Below are 16783 nucleotides of genomic sequence, written 5' to 3' on the forward strand. Positions count from 1 at the left end.
CCACTTGTGGCAGATCCTTCAGGTCACTCTTCAACGCATCGCCTCGTCGGAGTTGTTTGTGCGATGGAGAGGAACGAGACCGTGATCCGCTTGCTCTGGACTGGAAGTGTCCTTACCCGAAATTTTCTGCGTCGGTACATGCCGACCAATATCCTGCTTGATGCGATCCGCACCCCGCGCGGCCTCAAATGGGGCGTGCCAGCGATGCTGTTGGCGATCCCATACTTCGTGATCGCGGCAATCCTGATACAGGTCATCAACGATGGCGGCCCAGCTTGGCTCAATGTGCTTGTCCTGTCGAGCATTTGGAACGGACTCAAGATGTTGTGGATCGGTCCGTTAAGTCTGATGCTGCTTGCGCGTCTCCATGTCAACCGGCTCAAGACCGGAGCCAGAAGTCAGCAGAGGACCCAGGAAATGTTTGGCGAAGATACTGAATATTGTGATTTAGAAACGGCGCGCTGATCCGCGTCATTATCTACACATGCATCACAAGACCAAACGATCCGTACTGCGATCGTTGATCTCGTAGGTTGCCTCAGAGATCACGGTGAGCTGAATGAGCGGCACGAGCATGTGCCGAGTATCTGTCCATACGGAATGCTTCGGCGCTGAGTGGCGGCATCGAGCCTGAAGGCGGCTGTTTCTCGGAAAGTGCCCGTATGTCGTTGGCATTGGTCACGACACTGGCGACGCCCTGGGCAATGAGTCGATGCGGGCCATAACTCGTGGCACTTGTCACCGGCCCCGGCACCGCACCGACGTTCCGTCCCAGCGAGTATGCCTGTTGAGCCACCAGTAACGAGCCCGACCGTGAACCGGCTTCAATGATCGTCGTTGAACCAGAAAGTGCAGCTTCGATGCGGGCACGGGCCATGAACCGTGCTCGTGTCGGCGTGGCTCCCGGCGGCTGCTCGCTCACCAACAGTCCAACATCACTCACACGTTCAAGCAAATCTCGATGACCCGCTGGGTATGGACGGTCAATTCCACCGGCCATCACCGCAATCGTATGACCCGCAACCGCCAACGCAGACCGGTGTACTTCACCATCTATGCCGTATGCGCCACCAGCGACAATTACTTTCCCATCACTGGCAAGGTAAGCAGAGACATCGTTCGCGACCTGCACGCCGTAGCTGGTTGCCGCACGTGCACCCGTGATCGTGAAGCGATCGTTCTCTGGCATTGCCAGTAGCGACTCATCGCCTTTGACCCAGAGGACATAGGGGGCACTGTCGCCGAGATCGTGGAGCGACGCCGGATAGTTGCCATCGCTGGGAATAAGCGTCTTGAAGCCACCATGCTCAGTGAGGTCGAGTGCTTCTTGGATCAGTCGTGGTTCCACCCGGGGCATCAAGCGTTTACGCCACAGCTGAGCTTCCACGTTATCCAAACCGGGAACCGGTGCGTCGTCGGCAAGCATCGTGACAGTGTTGACCGCGCCGTGAACTGCAAGGAGATGCCCCGTTGTTGCATCAGTGGGGTCCGTGATCATGGTCAGGGCGATCCGTGCCGCACGTTCGTCCGTCGTGAATGCCAAGAGCGTGTCCATGTTCCCGTTCCCTTCGTCGTTGAAGGGAAGGTGAGCATTCGACGCCCGGGTCAAGCATTCATTCGACGGCGGCCTTTGGGTCGAATCGTACCCCCATTGGCTACCACGGCCGAGCGGACGGCTTCGTCGCCGATTCCCAACTGCGCTGAAACTTGACTGAGGGTGAAACCCTCGGCGTAGAGGCGTGCCGCCTCACTTCGTAGCTGTTGGGAATGTTCTGGGGCTCTGCTTGGGTGACCCGCTCGCCGAGCAATCTCTCGCACCGTCGCACGATGAACGTTGAACCTTCTTGCCAGCTCCTGAACCGGCACCCCCTCGGCGTACCCAGCAAGAAGCGCGACTCGACTCGAGGCACTCAAACGGGTTTGAGACTGACCCGAATTTTTACGCATCGGACCACGGGAATCAGCCGCGAGGTTGGTACCCCTACGTGTTTGCTGTGACTTCGATCCCTTGATAACACGGGAAATCAACGTTCTTCGCGGCTTGCTGGGGTTTGAGAAGTACCTATGGAGGCCCACCACGGTTCACCCCAGTGAATATAAAGAACCCCTGCCTCTCCCTCGTGGAGTTGGCGGGGGGGTCTTTCTCGCTTCCCGACCCCCAACGCGACCCCCTCGATAGTCGGCTTTAGGGCTTATAGGCCCGATTGTCCGGCTTCCCTCGAGAATGTTCGAGCTGCCGCGCATTGGTAGCGCCTATTGCACCCAGTTTTGCGTCGTTCTAGGCCTTGGGGCGGAAGGTTGGTCCGCGGGTGTCCCAGGGCGCGTTCTCATATCCCGGGATCGGCACCGGTGGTTGCTCCTTCCGGTAACCAAGATCGAACCGCTTCCGGCCACCCAACCGCGGCTCACGCAGTGGATCGACGTTCGCCGGTGGGATGAACCACACGGTCCCGCCGCCTCGCTGTTTCGCGCGCTTCGCGGCGCGCTTGGATTTCGCCGGGTCATGGACGATCCGGATTTCCCAGCCCGCGTGCACCCGCCGATGACACGAACTGCACAGCAGGATCCCGTTATCGAGATCAGTTTTCCCACCGTGCGCGGTCCAATACGCCATGTGGTGGGCTTCGGTCATCCCGGGTGGCAGCCCGCAGAATGCGCAGCCCCCGTCACGTTCGATCAGCGCGAGTCGCTGCCCACGGGTGAAGTGTCGTACTTCGCGGCCGAGATCGAGCACGACCGAGTCGTAGCCGAGCACGATCGGGATAATCCCAGCCGCGGCCGCGATCCGTCGCGCGGTAGCAACATCGATGATGGTGCCGCCCGCGGCACCATCGATCGTCGCGATCCCAGTGTGCACCCGGTTCGGGTAACTCGTGCCTGGCTGGTTGGTGTTCGTGCAGTTAGAAGCTGCTGGGGAACGGAACGCCGCAGCCGGGTCACCGGCCACCGCGTCAGGGACACCAGCATTCACAGCGCCACCGACGTCACCAGCACCAGCACCAGCACCAGCACCAGCACCAGCACCAGGGTGTCCGGCATCAGCCGAATCATCAAAGTCGGCGTCGGCGTGAGTGTGATTGTCTGCACCCGGACGATCGCCGTCGGTCCCGGACGTGTCTACACCGTCGGCGCCAGCCTTGGCACCAGCACAAGCCTCACAATCGCCACAACCAGCAGCAGGACCGCCAGTGGCTGTTCCAGAGATACTGGCCTGTAGTTCGGCGAGCTGCTCGGGTGGGAGGAAGTCTTCCAGCCCCATCCTCACGACCACGCTCATCGACGGGCCGGGAAGCTTCGAAAGATCACAGCCGATAATGTGCTTGGCGAAATCCACCATCGCATCGGCCTGGATCTGCGGGATCGACCTGGTTTCGACAGCAACTTGGTCACGCCGATACGGGTCCTTGCCCGAGTCATTCCGGAAGCTGCCATCAAGAAACGCTGCCTGCGCCACAGCATCGTCAGCCCCAGCACCGCCGGCCGCAGTATCGTCGGTCTCAGCATCGTCCGGAGCAGGATGTGTTGCCGGCTCGGCATCAGCAGCCAGGTCACTTCGTCCGTTACCGCCACCCTGCTGGTCAGAGCCGTCGGCGCGAGAAACAACGCTCTGCGCAGTAGTAGTGGCGTCAGGGTGGTCCGGGTCCAATACCAGGCCATCGGGGTGGTTGTTGCCACGGGAGGCGCGCAACGTCGCGGTGACGTACGCTTCGAACACCTGCAGCACCGTCGCACCGGATTCCGCATCGAACTTCCCATTCATGTGCAGTATCCCGGTGTCCTGGTTCTTACGGAATGTGACACTGTTCTGCCGGCGTTGCGCCTCGATCGTCGGGGCAACCCCGTCCGGATCCAAATACCCCTCCAAATGCGCCATCGCGGCCCGAAACTCCTTCAACGGCAAGCCAGCGCAGGCGATATCCACCAGCAGTTGTTCGCCCTCGTCGACCTCCTCCGGATCGACCCTCGCCTTTTCCCCAAGCTTCTCGGTAAGCCGAACAATGTCGTTAGCGTGCGCGAACCCCAGCTCCCCAGCACGCACCGCATCAGCGACAACCTCGTTCTTCGCTTGAAGCCGTTCGCCGGTGAGAGCCCGTTCGCCAATGATGGCTTGCCCGAGCTTTGTGAGCACGAACGCGTCACGACGTTCAATCTGGACACAGTCCGCGAAGAACTGCGATGGAGACTTGTATCCGTATTGGAAGTCAAGCCGCTGATCCAGCAACTCACCCCGCGACCGATACGCGACCTCCTGCGCGATCACCGCAAGCGTTGACGACAGCTGCCGCTGGTGAGCCGACACCACCTCGATCAAGTCCAGGAACCGGTCTTGCGAGGCCGCTTCCAGATCATCTTCAAGAACTCCGCGAGAGAACGGGAAACTGCGCGCGTACGAGTCGATGAAGCGAGCGAATGACTCGATTAACCGGGCAAGATCACCATCACGCGACATACCCTCCGGCAAAGTGAAACCCGACCCAAACACGAAAGCACCAGCATCGGCGCCAGCAGCACCAGCACCAGTAGCGGCACCAGCACAGGAACAGGAACCACCAGTGGCCCCAGTGCTATCGCCCGTGGGCGTGGTCGTGGCGTCGACAGATTCACGCCCTGCGGAGCCAGGGGACGTGAAATTGGGAGCGGGCTCAGGCACCGTAGCCCCTATTGCATCGACTTCGTCCCACGGGGAACGCCTGGAGAGCCCAGCGACGATGTCCTCAAACCCGGTACCGGGTGCGCCCAAGGCACCCCAAGCATCCGACGCACCGGAAGCACCGGAAGCACCGGAAGCACCGGAAGCACCGGAAGCACCGGAAGCACCGGAAGCACCACGATACCTATTGAAGTCGTCGTCATCGTCGGCAAACGTCGAATCGCACACGGTCATCGCGGATCACCTCCCGGAAGGCTGGCTAGTGATTCCACACTATCGGATATCGAACGGATAAACTAGTCCTACCTCGCAGCGTTGTCGAAAAGTCATTTGAATTTCGAATTGCAAGGCGGGCCGAGAAAGCGACCAATTTGCTACCCCTCAGGGTAGGAGTAGCCTCCGACGTTGAGTCTCGTTAGGCCTCTTCCATGCTCAACGGCCTGGCATTTTCTCCTGCAAACCGCACTGGCCATTCGTTCCGGTCAACCGCATTCGCTACTCGGTCCTGCTAACCGATGATGCCGTGCGCTGCTCGGCAGCCACATAGCGGCGACCAAACGAATGCATAAGGCTGACGCACCTTGCTGTCCACGCCTCGGATTCTCGAGCCTCGGCAAGGTGCCTATCATTGAACGGATCACAGGCCGAGTCCATCACCGGACAAGCGAACCGAAGGCGGACGAGTGCAAGAAGTGCTGAAGTGGCTCAGTGCAATACCGATGTTGCTTGGCATCGGACTCTCGCTCGGAAGTAACCCGGCAATCTACGGCGCGTTGATCGACATGCTCGCACGAACCACCCGAGCACTCCCCCGGTTGCTGTGGTTAATGGCCGGTCTAGTAACCGGCGTCACGATTCTCTTCGTGGTCTTCCTCTTCTTCAACCCCACCGACCTGGTCACCCTATTACGAGGCAAAGTCGACCACGTCCTACTCAATCGCAGCGTGGATATCGCCGGCGGCATCCTCTGCCTGGTACTCGCCGCGGCACTATGGATCTGGCGGCTGCGCGTCCCAGTACGGCCCACACGACCAACGAAAAAGACCAGTCAGGAACCCGCAAATCCGCGAATGCTGGGGTACTACTCAATTGGGCTCAGCGGCGGTATCGTCGGCTTCACCACACTGCCGTTGATGTATCTCACAGGCCGAGTCATCACGGGGCTGACCGCCGATTGGGCCCTCCGTGTCGTCGCCTATGCGATATTTCTCGTCGCGCTGACTGGCCCGTTCTTCCTTATCGCCTGGCTCTGGCGTCAGTTCCCCAAACTCAGCGTGAAGATTTCGGCCGTCTACCAGCGCGTAGTCTCCTGGGACTACCGAATCGTCGCCGCGATCATCCTCGCCCTCGGAGGGCTGGCCTTCTTCGGCCTGGCAATCTTCGAGTGGCACGCCCAGTCCTCCTCGACCACGACTACCTCCACAATCTCGCACTAATCGTGCTCTGACCAAGGATTTTCTTGACGCAATTTCTCACCAATCGCGGCTACTTGGCCTCGTAGATTCAAGGTCAACCTCGCAAGGCCCTGTTCACTAACTCCATTATTTTTGCATCTGAGGGCACTACGGTAGTTCCATGGTTGACCCCCGTACTTCCGCAGATCCCGGCGAACTCGACCGCGAGCATCCTGGCGAGTCGCAGCACAACGATGAGCTGCCCGAGCGCACTTCCCAGAGCACTTCCCCGAGCGCCGCGCAGGATCCCGCGTGGGGACTGCCGGGCATCCCCCTCGTCGAGGAGGCAGCCGAGCATCCCCCACAGGATGTAAAGCCCACCTGGCGAGGTTGGATCCACGCGGGCACCTTCCCGGTGACGATTGCCGCGGGAATCGTGCTGATTTCGCTGGCTGACGGGGCCGCCGCGAAGTGGTCCTCCGCGGTGTTCATGCTCACTTCGATGCTGCTGTTCGGGATTTCGGCGCTCTACCACCGGATCAATTGGAAACCGAAAACCAAGCAGCTATTTCGGCGACTCGACCACGCGAATATTTTCTTGCTCATCGCTGGCACCTACACGCCACTTGCGGTACTCGCGCTGCCACCACACAAGGGTGTCTTGCTGCTGAGTTTGGTGTGGGCGGGCGCGCTGCTGGGGATCGGATTTCGTGTCTTCTGGGTGACCGCGCCCCGCTGGCTCTATGTGCCCTTGTATGTGCTGCTGGGGTGGGCGGCCATGATGTACATCGTCGATCTGGTGGAGGCAAACGTCGCGATGATGGTGCTCGTACTAGTCGGCGGGCTGCTCTACACGCTCGGTGCGGTGGTGTACGGCATGAAGCGGCCGAATCCCATTCCCGGGGTGTTTGGTTTTCACGAGCTCTTCCACACCGCGACGGTACTCGCGTTCCTCTGCCACTGGACGGCAATCCTCCTGGTCGCGATCAACCCGCCCTACGTCTAACTCACACTCGACCTCCGATGTCGAAGATCCGATACCGCATTCACAGACGACCAGAAATCAGGGAGATCCGCGATGGCAACTACACCGGGCGAAACGCTCACTGTCGCCGAAGTCCTCTCCGAGCTCGCTGCGCTCGAGAACCCAAAAGTTCGCGCCGTCAATGAGAAGCACGGCGATAATCATGGTGTGAAGCTGAGTGAAATTCGCGCGATCGCGAAGCGGCTCAAGACACAGCATGACTTCGCGCTTGCACTCTGGGCCACCGGTGACACCGGTGCTCGGCTGGTGGCGCTACTGATCTGTCGGCCGAAAGCTTTCGACTACGAGGAGCTCAACGCCATGTTGCGGGACGCCCGTGTGCCCAAGGTCCAGGATTGGCTTGTCAACTACGTCGTCAAGAAGAGCAAGCACGCGGATGCATTGCGCCAAGAGTGGTTCGCGGACCCTGATCCGATTGTGGCAAGTGGCGGGTGGGCGCTCACGAGCAATCGGGTTCTCACGGACCCAGATGGGCTCAATCTCCCCGAGCTGCTCGACACTATCGAGTCAGAGATGAAGGATGCTCCGGAACGCCTGCAGTGGGCTATGAACGAGAACCTCGCGCAGATTGGCATCACCAACGAGAGGCTACGACCGCGGGCCCTCGAAATCGGAGAGCGACTCGAGGTACTCAAGGATTACCCAACGGCAGCCGGATGCGTCTCGCCCTTTGCTCCGATCTGGATCACCGAGATGGTGAAGCGCCAGAAGTCGCAATAGCCCCGTAAATCGCTCCGCTACTGCACTGTCTCAAACACTGCCGCGGCAGTGTCATAGGCGATTTTCGCCGCTTCTTCCAGCGAGCGCGCGCGATGTTCGGCCGAGAGGATCTCTACACCCCACGGGCCGGTGTAGCCGACCTCGCGCATGGTCCGAATGAACCCGACCACGTCCTGGTCACCCTGCCCGATCAGCGTGCGATGATCGCGGGTATCGGCGAAGAGCGTCTCGCCGCGAATATCGGCGTGGGCATCGCTGAGTTCCACCCCGAACACGATGTCCGCAGTGAGCGATCTCGCGAGTTCCTCCAGCGAGGTGCCTGCGCGGAACACATGCCAGAAATCGACCACGAGTCCGGCCGCGGGATGGTCCACGGCGCGGATGAACTCGGCGCCGAATGGCATCGAAGCAAACCGTCCAAAGGGCAGCGGTTCCAGCGCCACTCGGGTACCCACGGCCTGGGCTTCCTCGGCAAGACTTCGGAACGGGGCGACGTAATCGCTGAAGTCCGTGAGGGGGTCAGCGAAGTCGGTACCGGCTTTAATGAACGCGGCGCCGAGATCCCCTGCTGCTTCCAACAGCAGTTCCCAGTTTTCGCGCCAGTCGCCGTCTTCTTGCCACCAGTTCGAGACCAGTTCAACCTCAACGTGCGTTAAGCCCGCGTCCTCGATCTCCTGCCGCAACGCGGCAAAGCCGATGGTGTCCCGAATTTCCCGCACGTCATCCTGACCGAAGCCAATCCCGGACCAGCCGTTCTCGGCGGCCGCGCGCACGCGCGCCACCGCCGAGAACGGGCTCAGTTCGGATGCGGCAGCCGGCATCGCGCTCCCGGCAGTCGTCCAGCAGGTCGCGACCAGCGGCGGCAGCGCAATCGCTGCCGCCGCTGACTCAGCCGCCGCACTGGGCTTCGCGCCGAAACCGAGACCGGCAGCCGCACCAGGCTCAGTCCCCGGCTCGGCACCCGAAGTCATCGACGACTCAGTCATGCGCTCAGGTCAACCTTGACGGTGATGCCCTCGGCTGCCGACTTTTCGGCGGCATTGGCGAGCAGCAGTGCCGCACGGCCGTCTTCGAAGCCGGGGCTTGCGGGCGTGCCGGTACGGATCGCCTCGATGAAGGCTGCCAACTCCAGACGGTACGCCGCGGCGTACCGCTCGAGGAAGAAGTTCTCATAGGGAACCTGTGCCTCAACGAGTTCATCGTTGTAGAGACGCACCGTGGTGGGGCCGACGTTCGTGGCCTGCACCATCCCGAGCGACCCGAAGGCCTCGAGGCGCTGATCGTAGCCGTAGCTGCTGTGGCGCGAGTTCGTTATGGTGATGAGCTCGCCATCTTGACCGCGCAGGGTCACGACGGCCGAGTCGTAGTCCCCCGCCGATTCGATGTCGCTGCTGAACTGGTTACCACCGCGTGCGGTCACCTCAATAATATTCGGCACGAAGAAGCGTGCCATGTCGAAGTCGTGAATCGTCATGTCACGGAAGATTCCGCCCGAAACCTTCACGTAGTCAAGCGGCGGCTCGGCCGGGTCGCGGCTGATGATGGTGAGCTGCTCGAGCTTCCCGATCTGACCGCTTTCCACGCGACGGCGGATCTCGGCGAAGTGCGGGTCGAAGCGACGGTTGAAGCCGAGCGCGATCGGGGTTTTCGCCGAGCGCGCCTTCTCGCGCAGCGCGTCCACTCGTTCGATGTCGAGGTCGATCGGCTTCTCGCACAGCGCAGGCACTCCGGCGTCAATCGCCGCCGAGATGAGGTCGACGTGGGTAGGTGTCGGGGATGCAATCACCACCGCATCCACGTCGCCCGAGTTAATCAGCGCGAGGGGGTCCTCGGTCACGTTTGGCACGCCGTACTCGGCGGCGACGGTCTTAGCTCCGTCAATAAACGGATCTGCAACCCACTGCAGCGTGGTGTCGTTTAGCGCGGCAATGCTGCTCGCGTGCACCTGGCCGATACGGCCGGTGCCAATAAGACCGATCTTAAAGGGAGAGGTCATTTCGCGTCCTTTGCGAATTTAAAGCGAATAGATTGCAAGTAATTTTCGAGTCACTTGCGAAAAAGCAGGGCGGGTTTAGTCGAGGTCTACCGGCAGGCCCGTGCGGAGGGATTTATCCGCCGCGAGCGCGATTCGGATCGCGCCAAGCCCGGCACGCGGCGGCGTGTGGTTTTCACCCTCGCCGCGAATGAGGTCCACGAAGGCCTGGGCCTCAGCTCGGAAAGCGCGCTCGTACCGATCCATCGACTGGTCGTAGGGTTCGCCGGGAGCCGCAACACCGGGTTCGGTGGAGTTCATCGGGGTGCGCGCCTCGAGACCGGCCGCGTAGGAGTTCTCCGAACCGAATACCTCCACGCGCATGTCCTGACCGGCATCATTGCGACGCATCGCGCTCACGGTCGCCACAGCGCCCGATTCGAGCACCAGCGCGGCCATTGCCGAGTCCACATCGCCGTGTTCGGCGTGCGCGGGCTGGTCAAGTACCGAGCCGGTAGCCCACACGCGCTTGACGCGCTGCCCGGTGACCCAGGGAATCGCGTCGAAGTCATGGATCGCCATGTCGAGCCACATGCCGCCGGAAGTGGGGATGTAATCCACCGAAAGCGGCAGCCGGTCGTGCGCGGTCGCCGTCACGGCACGCAGGGTACCCACATCACCGTCGGCGATGTGCTTGCGCAGTGCCTGGTGGCCCGGGTCATAGCGACGGTGGAAGGCAACCATGACTTCGGTGCCGGTGGCGTCGAGGTCATCGGCGAGCTTTTCGAGCACTTCGAGATCGAGCGCGAGCGGCTTTTCGACGAGCACGGGTACCCCCGCGCGGGCCGCCTGCAGCGTGAGCTCCGGGTGGGTGGCGGTGGAGGTGGCAATCATCATGCCGTCCACAGTTTCGAGTGCCTCTTCGTAGCTGCCACCGACGGTGATTTTCGCCGGCTCGCGGTCGGGTGCGAGTTCGCCAGCAAGGTCCGCGGACGCGCCGGGCGCAAGTGCCTCGGCGAGTTCCGCGGCGGCGGCCGCCACCTTTTCGGGGTCGCGGCCGAGCAGCACGACCTCGTCAACGCCTTCAGTCTGCGCGAAGTTGCGCGCGTGCATCAGCCCGATGCGACCGAGACCAATGATGCCAATTCGCATGGGTCAGCTCTCCTGGTCCGCAGCGGCAAGTTCGCGCAGCACCGAGCGGAGGTATTCCACGCTCGCGCGGGCATCCTCGATCGGGCCTGCGCCTTCGGCCGGGTCCTCCCGCACAACCTTGTCCTGTTCGAGCACGAACCAGCCGTCATAGCCGGCAGCGACGAGACTCGAGACGATGGCACGCACATCCACGTCGCCCTGTCCGAGGGGACGATAGAGGCTGTCGACCTCGATGGCGTCGTAGTACGTGACCTCACCGTTCTTCACGCGCAGCATGCCCTCGGTGGCAACGTCCTTGAGGTGCGTGTGTGCGATGCGCGAGGCATATTTCTCGGCGAATGCAACCGGGTCGGTGCCGCCGATCATGAGGTGGCCCGTGTCGAAGCAGAACAGCGCACTCGAACCATCGGCCACGCGCTGGACCTCTTCGGCCAACTCCACAACCGTGCCCACGTGCGGGTGCAGTGCCGCGGTCACACCGCGTGACTGGGCGAGTTCGCGGATCGCGTCGAGGTTGCCAAAGAGCGTCGCCCACTGTTCTTCGGTGAGCGGTTCGCGCTCGATGTCGTAGCCATCCTGACCGGTGACCGCGGCGACGATCAGCACGCCAGCGCCGGCGGCGTCGTAGTCATCCAGTTCGCGTTCGATCCGCGGCAGCGGGTCAACGTCGGCGTCGTGCAGGACCACCGGCACGAAGCTGCCGATGGCCTTCATGTCGAACTTCGCGAGTTCCGCAGCCTTGTCGGCGGGTGCTTCCGGGAGGAAACCTTCCGGGCCGAGTTCGGTGGCTTCGAACCCGAGCTCACGCATTTCGCGCAGCACGCGCTCGGGGCGCAGCTGAACGCCCCAGTCGGGAACCTCACTGATGCCCCAGCTGATGGGTGCGGTAGCAATCTTTGGTGCAGCCATGAACTTAGGCCTCCTTACGCGTGTTGCTGGTGTTGCCTGGGACGACTGGGGTGTCTACCCACTGGCCGGTCTTTGCGGATTCTTCCGCGGCGGTGAGGACCTGTGCCGAGGCCAGGGCGTCGTGGATGTTGGAGCTTTCGCTGTCGTCGCCGGTTACTGCGCGCAGGAACTTGCTGGCTTCGATGATCTTGAGGTCGTCATACCCCATCGAGGTACCGGTCGAGGGCTGGAAGCGTGCGAAGTCGGGGAAGGTGGGGTTGGCAAACAGGCGCGTGTAGTTGGCGGCGCCGTTTTCGTCGCGGAAGGCGACCTCGAGCTCATTGAGGCGCTCGAAGTTCCAGCGCAGCGAGCCTTCGGTACCGAAGATTTCGATCGAGTATTCGGCCTGCGGGCCGAGGGCGATCCAGGATGCTTCGAGGCTGCCGAGTGCGCCGGCCGCGAGCGCCGACTCGTCGAACTTCAGCAGCATATTCGCGTAGTCCTCGTTCTCCACGGGCAGGAGCTTGCCCTCGTCGGGGCTGCCCTTCATCGCCGGGCGTTCGGTGATGTAGGTGCCGGTGGATGCGGTGATCGAGCCGATCGGGCCGAGCAGGAAGTGAGTGAGGTCGACGAGGTGGCCCATCAGGTCGCCGAGCACGCCCGAGCCGGCGTATTCGCGGATGAAGCGCCAGGCGAGCGGGAAGTTGGGGTCAGCGTTGAATCCGCCGAAGAAGCGACCGCGCACGTTGGTGATGCGACCGAGCTTGCCCTCGTTGATCAGGTTGCGGGCGTACTGGATGGCGGGCGGCTGACGGTAGTTGAAGCCGATTGCCGAAGCCACACCGGCTTCCACGACGGCGTCCCGGATTTCAGCGGTCTCGTGTGCGCCACGGCCCACGGGCTTTTCGATCCAGATGTGCTTACCCGCCTTGGCAGCGGCGATGCCCAGCTCGGCGTGCAGGAAGTTTGGGGCGCAGATCGAGACGACTTCGACCTCGGGGTTCGCGAGCACCTCGCGGTAGTCGGCCACGGCCTGCTCGAAGCCGAGCACATTTACGGCGTAGTCCTGGGCCTGCGGGGCGGTGTCAGCGGCGACAACCAACCGCGGCTGGATGCCGAGGTCCGGGTAGAACGTGGGCAGGTTGCGGTAGGCGCGGCTGTGGAGTTTGCCCATCCAGCCAACGCTGATGAGGCCAACACCGATGGTGCGCTGTTCGACGGCAGCGTTCGACGATTCGTCGGAGCGCGGAGTCGAGAGGGATGCGGTCATGTCGACCTCCTGAGTTCGGGGCACGTGTGCCTGTGGTGCGGCGCGCACGCAAATCTGGAAGCAAGGCTGAGGCCATTCCGATCTACGCGACGCTGCGCTGTATATGTATTAGCGTCCATTTCTGGACCGGTCCAAATCTATGCCCGACAAGAGAAGCGTGTCAAGCGCAGCGGCGCGAGAATTTGCCGAGAACTTCGCGCTAAGACAATTCCGATGGCGCAACACTCGATCGCCGCACCACCAGGGAGGGTTCCACCAGTGTTTGCGTTTCTTGGACAGCCCCGGAGGCTTCCAGTTCGAGGATGCGTCGAGCCGCTTCGTAACCGATTCTCGCGTTGTCGGGGTCGATGCTCGTGAGTGAAACCTGCCGCAGCCGTGCTTGCGCCGAATTGTCATATCCGGTCACGGCAATTTTGCCCGCAAGTCCCGAATCCTCAATTGCGGCGAGCGCACCGATTGCGGCCGGGTCATTAATCGCGCAAATTGCCGTCGGCACGGAATCGCCGGCGAGCAATTCCCGCGTCGCAAGGTAGCCGCTGCGCTCAGTGAAGTCAGCGTCGGCGATCTGGATGTATTCGGCAAGACCGTGCTGAGTCATCGCATCCCGATAGCCCGAAACTCGATTCTGCGCGACGATCCCGCCCTCGACACCGCCACCGATGTGCGCAATCCGGCGATGGCCGAGCGCCACCAGGTGGTCAATGATCAACTGAATACCGCGCTCATCATCGGTGCGCACGGTTGCCAGCGCTGAAATCGTCGGCGCGATCGTACTCGCCACGACCACCGGCACCCCCGGCACCACCCGTTCGAGGTCTTCCAGCCCCGGCATCGTGCCAACCACGAGCATGCTCCGTGGCCGCAGATCACCGAACACCTGCAGGGCGCGCCGATCGAGCTGCAAATCACCCTGGGCATCCGGAATCGAGGCGGAGCTGAAGAGCACTCCCCTGCCGTTCGCAGAAAATTCCTTCCGTGCGGCGTCGACAATGTCCGAAAAAATCGAGTTGTGCAGGTCCGCGACGAGGATGCCGGTGAAGTCGCCATCTGCCGCCGCGAGCGAGCGCGCGGTCATATTCGGTCGATAGCCGAGTTCTTCGGCGGCGATGAGCACCCGTTCACGTCGCGCGTCACTGACCCGACCGCCGGAAAACACGAGCGAAACAAGCGACTTGGAGACGCCAGCGAGCGCGGCGACGTCGCGAATTGTCGGCCGCTTGGCCGGCTGAACCACGGCATCATTGCCGTCACGCGTATTTGCGGAAGCCATGGGTCCATTATGCAGTACCGTTGAGCTAATGCTGATCGGACCGGTCCAAATATTTCCCCAAAGGGCTTGAGACCCGGTTAGTCCTAACGTATCGTTCCGTGGACAAGCCGTCCGGGAAGCGATGAAGCCGCTCCGGATGTACGAATAAGGAGTCTCGCCATGACCGCATCAACAGCGGACCATACGCAAACCACCTTGCCCCCGCTCAGCACCGGCCCGCACCGACGTCGAATCGGTGTCATCTCGCTGATTGCCTGTTTCGGTGGCCTGCTCTTCGGGTACGACACCGGTGTCGCCAACGGCGCCGAGCGTCCCATGCAGCTCGAGCTGGGATTGAGCGATCTTTCGCTCGGTGTCGTGATCTCCTCGCTCGTCTTCGCCGCCGCGTTCGGCGCGCTCTTCGCTGGCAAGATTTCGGATGCAATCGGTCGCCGCAAGACGATCATCATTCTGTCGATCATGTTCTTCCTCGGCACCGTATTGGTGGTCACTTCCCCCGGCTTCGAACTGCTCGTCGCTGGTCGCATCATGCTCGGTCTCGCGGTGGGTGGCGCATCCACCGTGGTGCCCGTGTACCTCGCCGAGCTCGCACCCTTCGAAATCCGCGGTTCAATCACCGGCCGCAATGAGCTCGCTATCGTCAGCGGCCAGCTCGCGGCCTTCGTGATGAACGCCATCATCGGCAATATCTGGGGCCACATTGATGGTGTCTGGCGAATCATGTTCGCGCTCTGCGCGGTTCCCGCGGTCTGCCTGTTCATTGGCATGCTGCGGATGCCGGAATCCCCGCGCTGGTACGTCGAAAAGGGCCGCAATGACAAGGCGCTCGAGGTCCTCAAGACCGTGCGCACCGAAGAGCGCGCCATCGCTGAAATCGCCGACATCGAGCGCATTGCCGCGGAAGAGAATCGCGAGAAGAGCCACGGCGGCCTGCGTGCGATCCTCTCGAATAAGTGGCTGATCCGCATCGTGCTGATCGGTATGGGCGTCGCAATGGCCCAGCAGCTCACGGGTATCAACTCGATCATGTACTACGGTCAGCGCATCCTGATCGATGCCGGCTTCGCAGAAAACGCGGCCCTGATCGCGAATATCGCCCCCGGTATTGTTGCCGTGATCGGTGGCATCATCGCACTGCGCAATATGGACCGCCTCGACCGTCGTACCACCTTCGCAATCGGTCTGAGCCTCACGACCTTCTTCCATCTCTGCATCGGTATCGCCTCGATCCTGCTCCCCGAGGGCATGGCGGCTCGCCCGTGGATCCTGCTCGTGCTGATTGTCGCGTTTGTGTTCTCGATGCAGACCTTCCTGAATGTCGCGGTATGGGTGTGGCTGGCGGAGATCTTCCCGCTGCACATTCGCGGCCTCGGCATCGGTATCTCGGTGTTCTTCGGCCGGACCGTGAATGGTATCCTCGCGCTCTACGTCCCCACGTTGATCGAAAACATGGGCATCACCGGTACCTTCTTCCTCTTCGCCGGTGTCGGCGTGATCGCCCTGATCTTCGTGATCACCCAGGTGCCCGAGACTCGCGGCCGCACCCTCGAGGCGCTTGAGGAGGACGTCACCACCGGTGCGATTCACGTGCACCACTCGAAGAAGCGCTAGCCAGTCGAACAAACAAGAACCTAAATAATGGCACCGCGGTGGGCCCGAGGCAGTCGCTTCGAGTCCACCGCGGTTTTCGTTGCGCGCATCCGCCAATGTTTTGGCAGAAATCAGCGCTATTCTTGCCGCACCAGTCCATAATTACTCAGGCGTCGGTACATGATTTTGAACGTACCGGAAGATTACGCGGCATTCGCGCGCACGAAGAAGGAGCCGAATCAATGGCTATCGACCCCCAGTACGCCGGCAATTGGATGATCGACGCGGCGCACTCTCGAATCGGTTTTTCGACTCGCCACGCCATGATCGCCCGCGTTCGCGGCGCGTTCAATGAAGTCTCCGGCGAAGTTCACCTCAACCCCGAGTCATTCGACCAGTCAACAGTCCGCGTGGTGATTCGTGCGGCCAGCATCGACACTCGTGAGGCCGATCGCGATAATCACATCCGCAGCGCCGACTTCCTCGATGTCGAGCAGTTCCCGGAGATCACCTTCGTGTCGAACTCGATTGACGAAATTAGCGACGAAAACTTCATTGTCGCGGGCGAACTGACGATCCGCGGCATCACCCGCCCGGTTTCGGTGCCGCTCGAATTGCTCGGCATTGAGTCGGACCCATCCGGCGCCCTGCGCGCCGGTTTGGAAGGCACGCGCCGCATCGACCGTCGCGACTGGGGTGTCACCTGGAACACACCGCTCGATTCGGGTGGCATGCTCGTGAGCGACAAGATCACGCTCGAATTCGAGCTCTCGCTCGTGAAGCAGCAGTAAGCAGTATCAACGCGCCATTCCAGCAATGCGCTGGAATCTG

15 protein-coding genes are annotated in these 16783 nt (G+C 61.8%); 6 read left to right on the plus strand and 9 right to left on the minus strand.

Translation table 11 applies throughout. The features are described 5' to 3' along the window. Positions 1 to 81: 81 nt before the first annotated feature. Positions 82 to 465, plus strand: coding sequence for a sulfate permease (locus F8O05_RS11695; protein WP_225735882.1), 384 nt, complete (start codon positions 82 to 84; stop codon positions 463 to 465). A 73-nt stretch (positions 466 to 538) separates the two neighbouring features. Here the strand turns inward: F8O05_RS11695 and F8O05_RS11700 are convergent, their stop codons facing one another. The 3 genes from F8O05_RS11700 to F8O05_RS15095 form a co-directional block, all read right to left on the minus strand. After that, positions 539 to 1555 (minus strand): DNA-processing protein DprA, encoded by a 1017-nt coding sequence (locus tag F8O05_RS11700; RefSeq protein ID WP_225735883.1) that lies wholly within the window; start codon positions 1553 to 1555, stop codon positions 539 to 541. Positions 1556 to 1605: 50 nt separating this feature from the next. Then, the gene (locus F8O05_RS15335; protein ID WP_342664647.1) at positions 1606 to 1947 is read right to left on the minus strand and encodes a helix-turn-helix domain-containing protein; all 342 of its coding nucleotides are present in this window, start codon (positions 1945 to 1947) and stop codon (positions 1606 to 1608) included. A 331-nt stretch (positions 1948 to 2278) separates the two neighbouring features. Then, entirely contained in the window at positions 2279 to 4885 is a 2607-nt protein-coding gene (locus F8O05_RS15095; RefSeq protein ID WP_158052937.1) for an HNH endonuclease, read from the minus strand. A gap of 449 nt (positions 4886 to 5334) precedes the next feature. Here F8O05_RS15095 and F8O05_RS11715 point away from each other — a divergent pair, with 449 nt between their 5' ends. The 3 genes from F8O05_RS11715 to F8O05_RS11725 all read left to right on the plus strand — a co-directional run bounded on the left by F8O05_RS11715 (position 5335) and on the right by F8O05_RS11725 (position 7810). Beyond that, positions 5335 to 6087, plus strand: coding sequence for a hypothetical protein (locus tag F8O05_RS11715; RefSeq protein WP_158052938.1), 753 nt, complete (start codon positions 5335 to 5337; stop codon positions 6085 to 6087). Positions 6088 to 6364: 277 nt separating this feature from the next. Further along, positions 6365 to 7051, plus strand: a complete 687-nt coding sequence (gene trhA, locus F8O05_RS11720; RefSeq protein ID WP_404811374.1) for a PAQR family membrane homeostasis protein TrhA — start codon at positions 6365 to 6367, stop codon at positions 7049 to 7051. A 72-nt stretch (positions 7052 to 7123) separates the two neighbouring features. Continuing rightward, on the plus strand, positions 7124 to 7810 hold the full coding sequence (locus F8O05_RS11725) for a DNA alkylation repair protein (protein WP_158052940.1): 687 nt from the start codon (positions 7124 to 7126) through the stop codon (positions 7808 to 7810). Between the two features lie 17 nt (positions 7811 to 7827). Here F8O05_RS11725 and F8O05_RS11730 read toward each other — a convergent pair whose 3' ends face one another. The 6 genes from F8O05_RS11730 to F8O05_RS11755 all read right to left on the minus strand — a co-directional run bounded on the left by F8O05_RS11730 (position 7828) and on the right by F8O05_RS11755 (position 14362). Continuing rightward, on the minus strand, positions 7828 to 8796 hold the full coding sequence (locus tag F8O05_RS11730) for a sugar phosphate isomerase/epimerase family protein (RefSeq protein ID WP_225735884.1): 969 nt from the start codon (positions 8794 to 8796) through the stop codon (positions 7828 to 7830). Further along, the gene (gene iolG, locus F8O05_RS11735) at positions 8793 to 9806 is read right to left on the minus strand and encodes an inositol 2-dehydrogenase (protein WP_158052941.1); all 1014 of its coding nucleotides are present in this window, start codon (positions 9804 to 9806) and stop codon (positions 8793 to 8795) included. Before iolG ends, F8O05_RS11730 begins: the two co-directional genes overlap by 4 nt. A gap of 75 nt (positions 9807 to 9881) precedes the next feature. Next, positions 9882 to 10934 (minus strand): Gfo/Idh/MocA family protein, encoded by a 1053-nt coding sequence (locus F8O05_RS11740; protein WP_158052942.1) that lies wholly within the window; start codon positions 10932 to 10934, stop codon positions 9882 to 9884. Between the two features lie 3 nt (positions 10935 to 10937). Further along, on the minus strand, positions 10938 to 11843 hold the full coding sequence (locus F8O05_RS11745) for a sugar phosphate isomerase/epimerase family protein (RefSeq protein ID WP_158052943.1): 906 nt from the start codon (positions 11841 to 11843) through the stop codon (positions 10938 to 10940). Between the two features lie 4 nt (positions 11844 to 11847). Then, complete coding sequence (locus tag F8O05_RS11750) at positions 11848 to 13092, minus strand: Gfo/Idh/MocA family protein (RefSeq protein WP_158052944.1); 1245 nt, start codon at positions 13090 to 13092, stop codon at positions 11848 to 11850. A 199-nt stretch (positions 13093 to 13291) separates the two neighbouring features. After that, the gene (locus tag F8O05_RS11755; protein ID WP_158052945.1) at positions 13292 to 14362 is read right to left on the minus strand and encodes a LacI family DNA-binding transcriptional regulator; all 1071 of its coding nucleotides are present in this window, start codon (positions 14360 to 14362) and stop codon (positions 13292 to 13294) included. Between the two features lie 90 nt (positions 14363 to 14452). On the opposite strand from F8O05_RS11755, the gene F8O05_RS11760 reads away from it, so the two are divergent. Continuing rightward, on the plus strand, positions 14453 to 15973 hold the full coding sequence (locus F8O05_RS11760; RefSeq protein WP_225735895.1) for a sugar porter family MFS transporter: 1521 nt from the start codon (positions 14453 to 14455) through the stop codon (positions 15971 to 15973). A 221-nt stretch (positions 15974 to 16194) separates the two neighbouring features. Further along, the gene (locus tag F8O05_RS11765) at positions 16195 to 16743 is read left to right on the plus strand and encodes a YceI family protein (protein WP_158052947.1); all 549 of its coding nucleotides are present in this window, start codon (positions 16195 to 16197) and stop codon (positions 16741 to 16743) included. Positions 16744 to 16783 lie beyond the last annotated feature (40 nt).

It is taken from the genome of Gulosibacter chungangensis (assembly GCF_008831155.1).
Taxonomy (GTDB): domain Bacteria; phylum Actinomycetota; class Actinomycetes; order Actinomycetales; family Microbacteriaceae; genus Gulosibacter; species Gulosibacter chungangensis.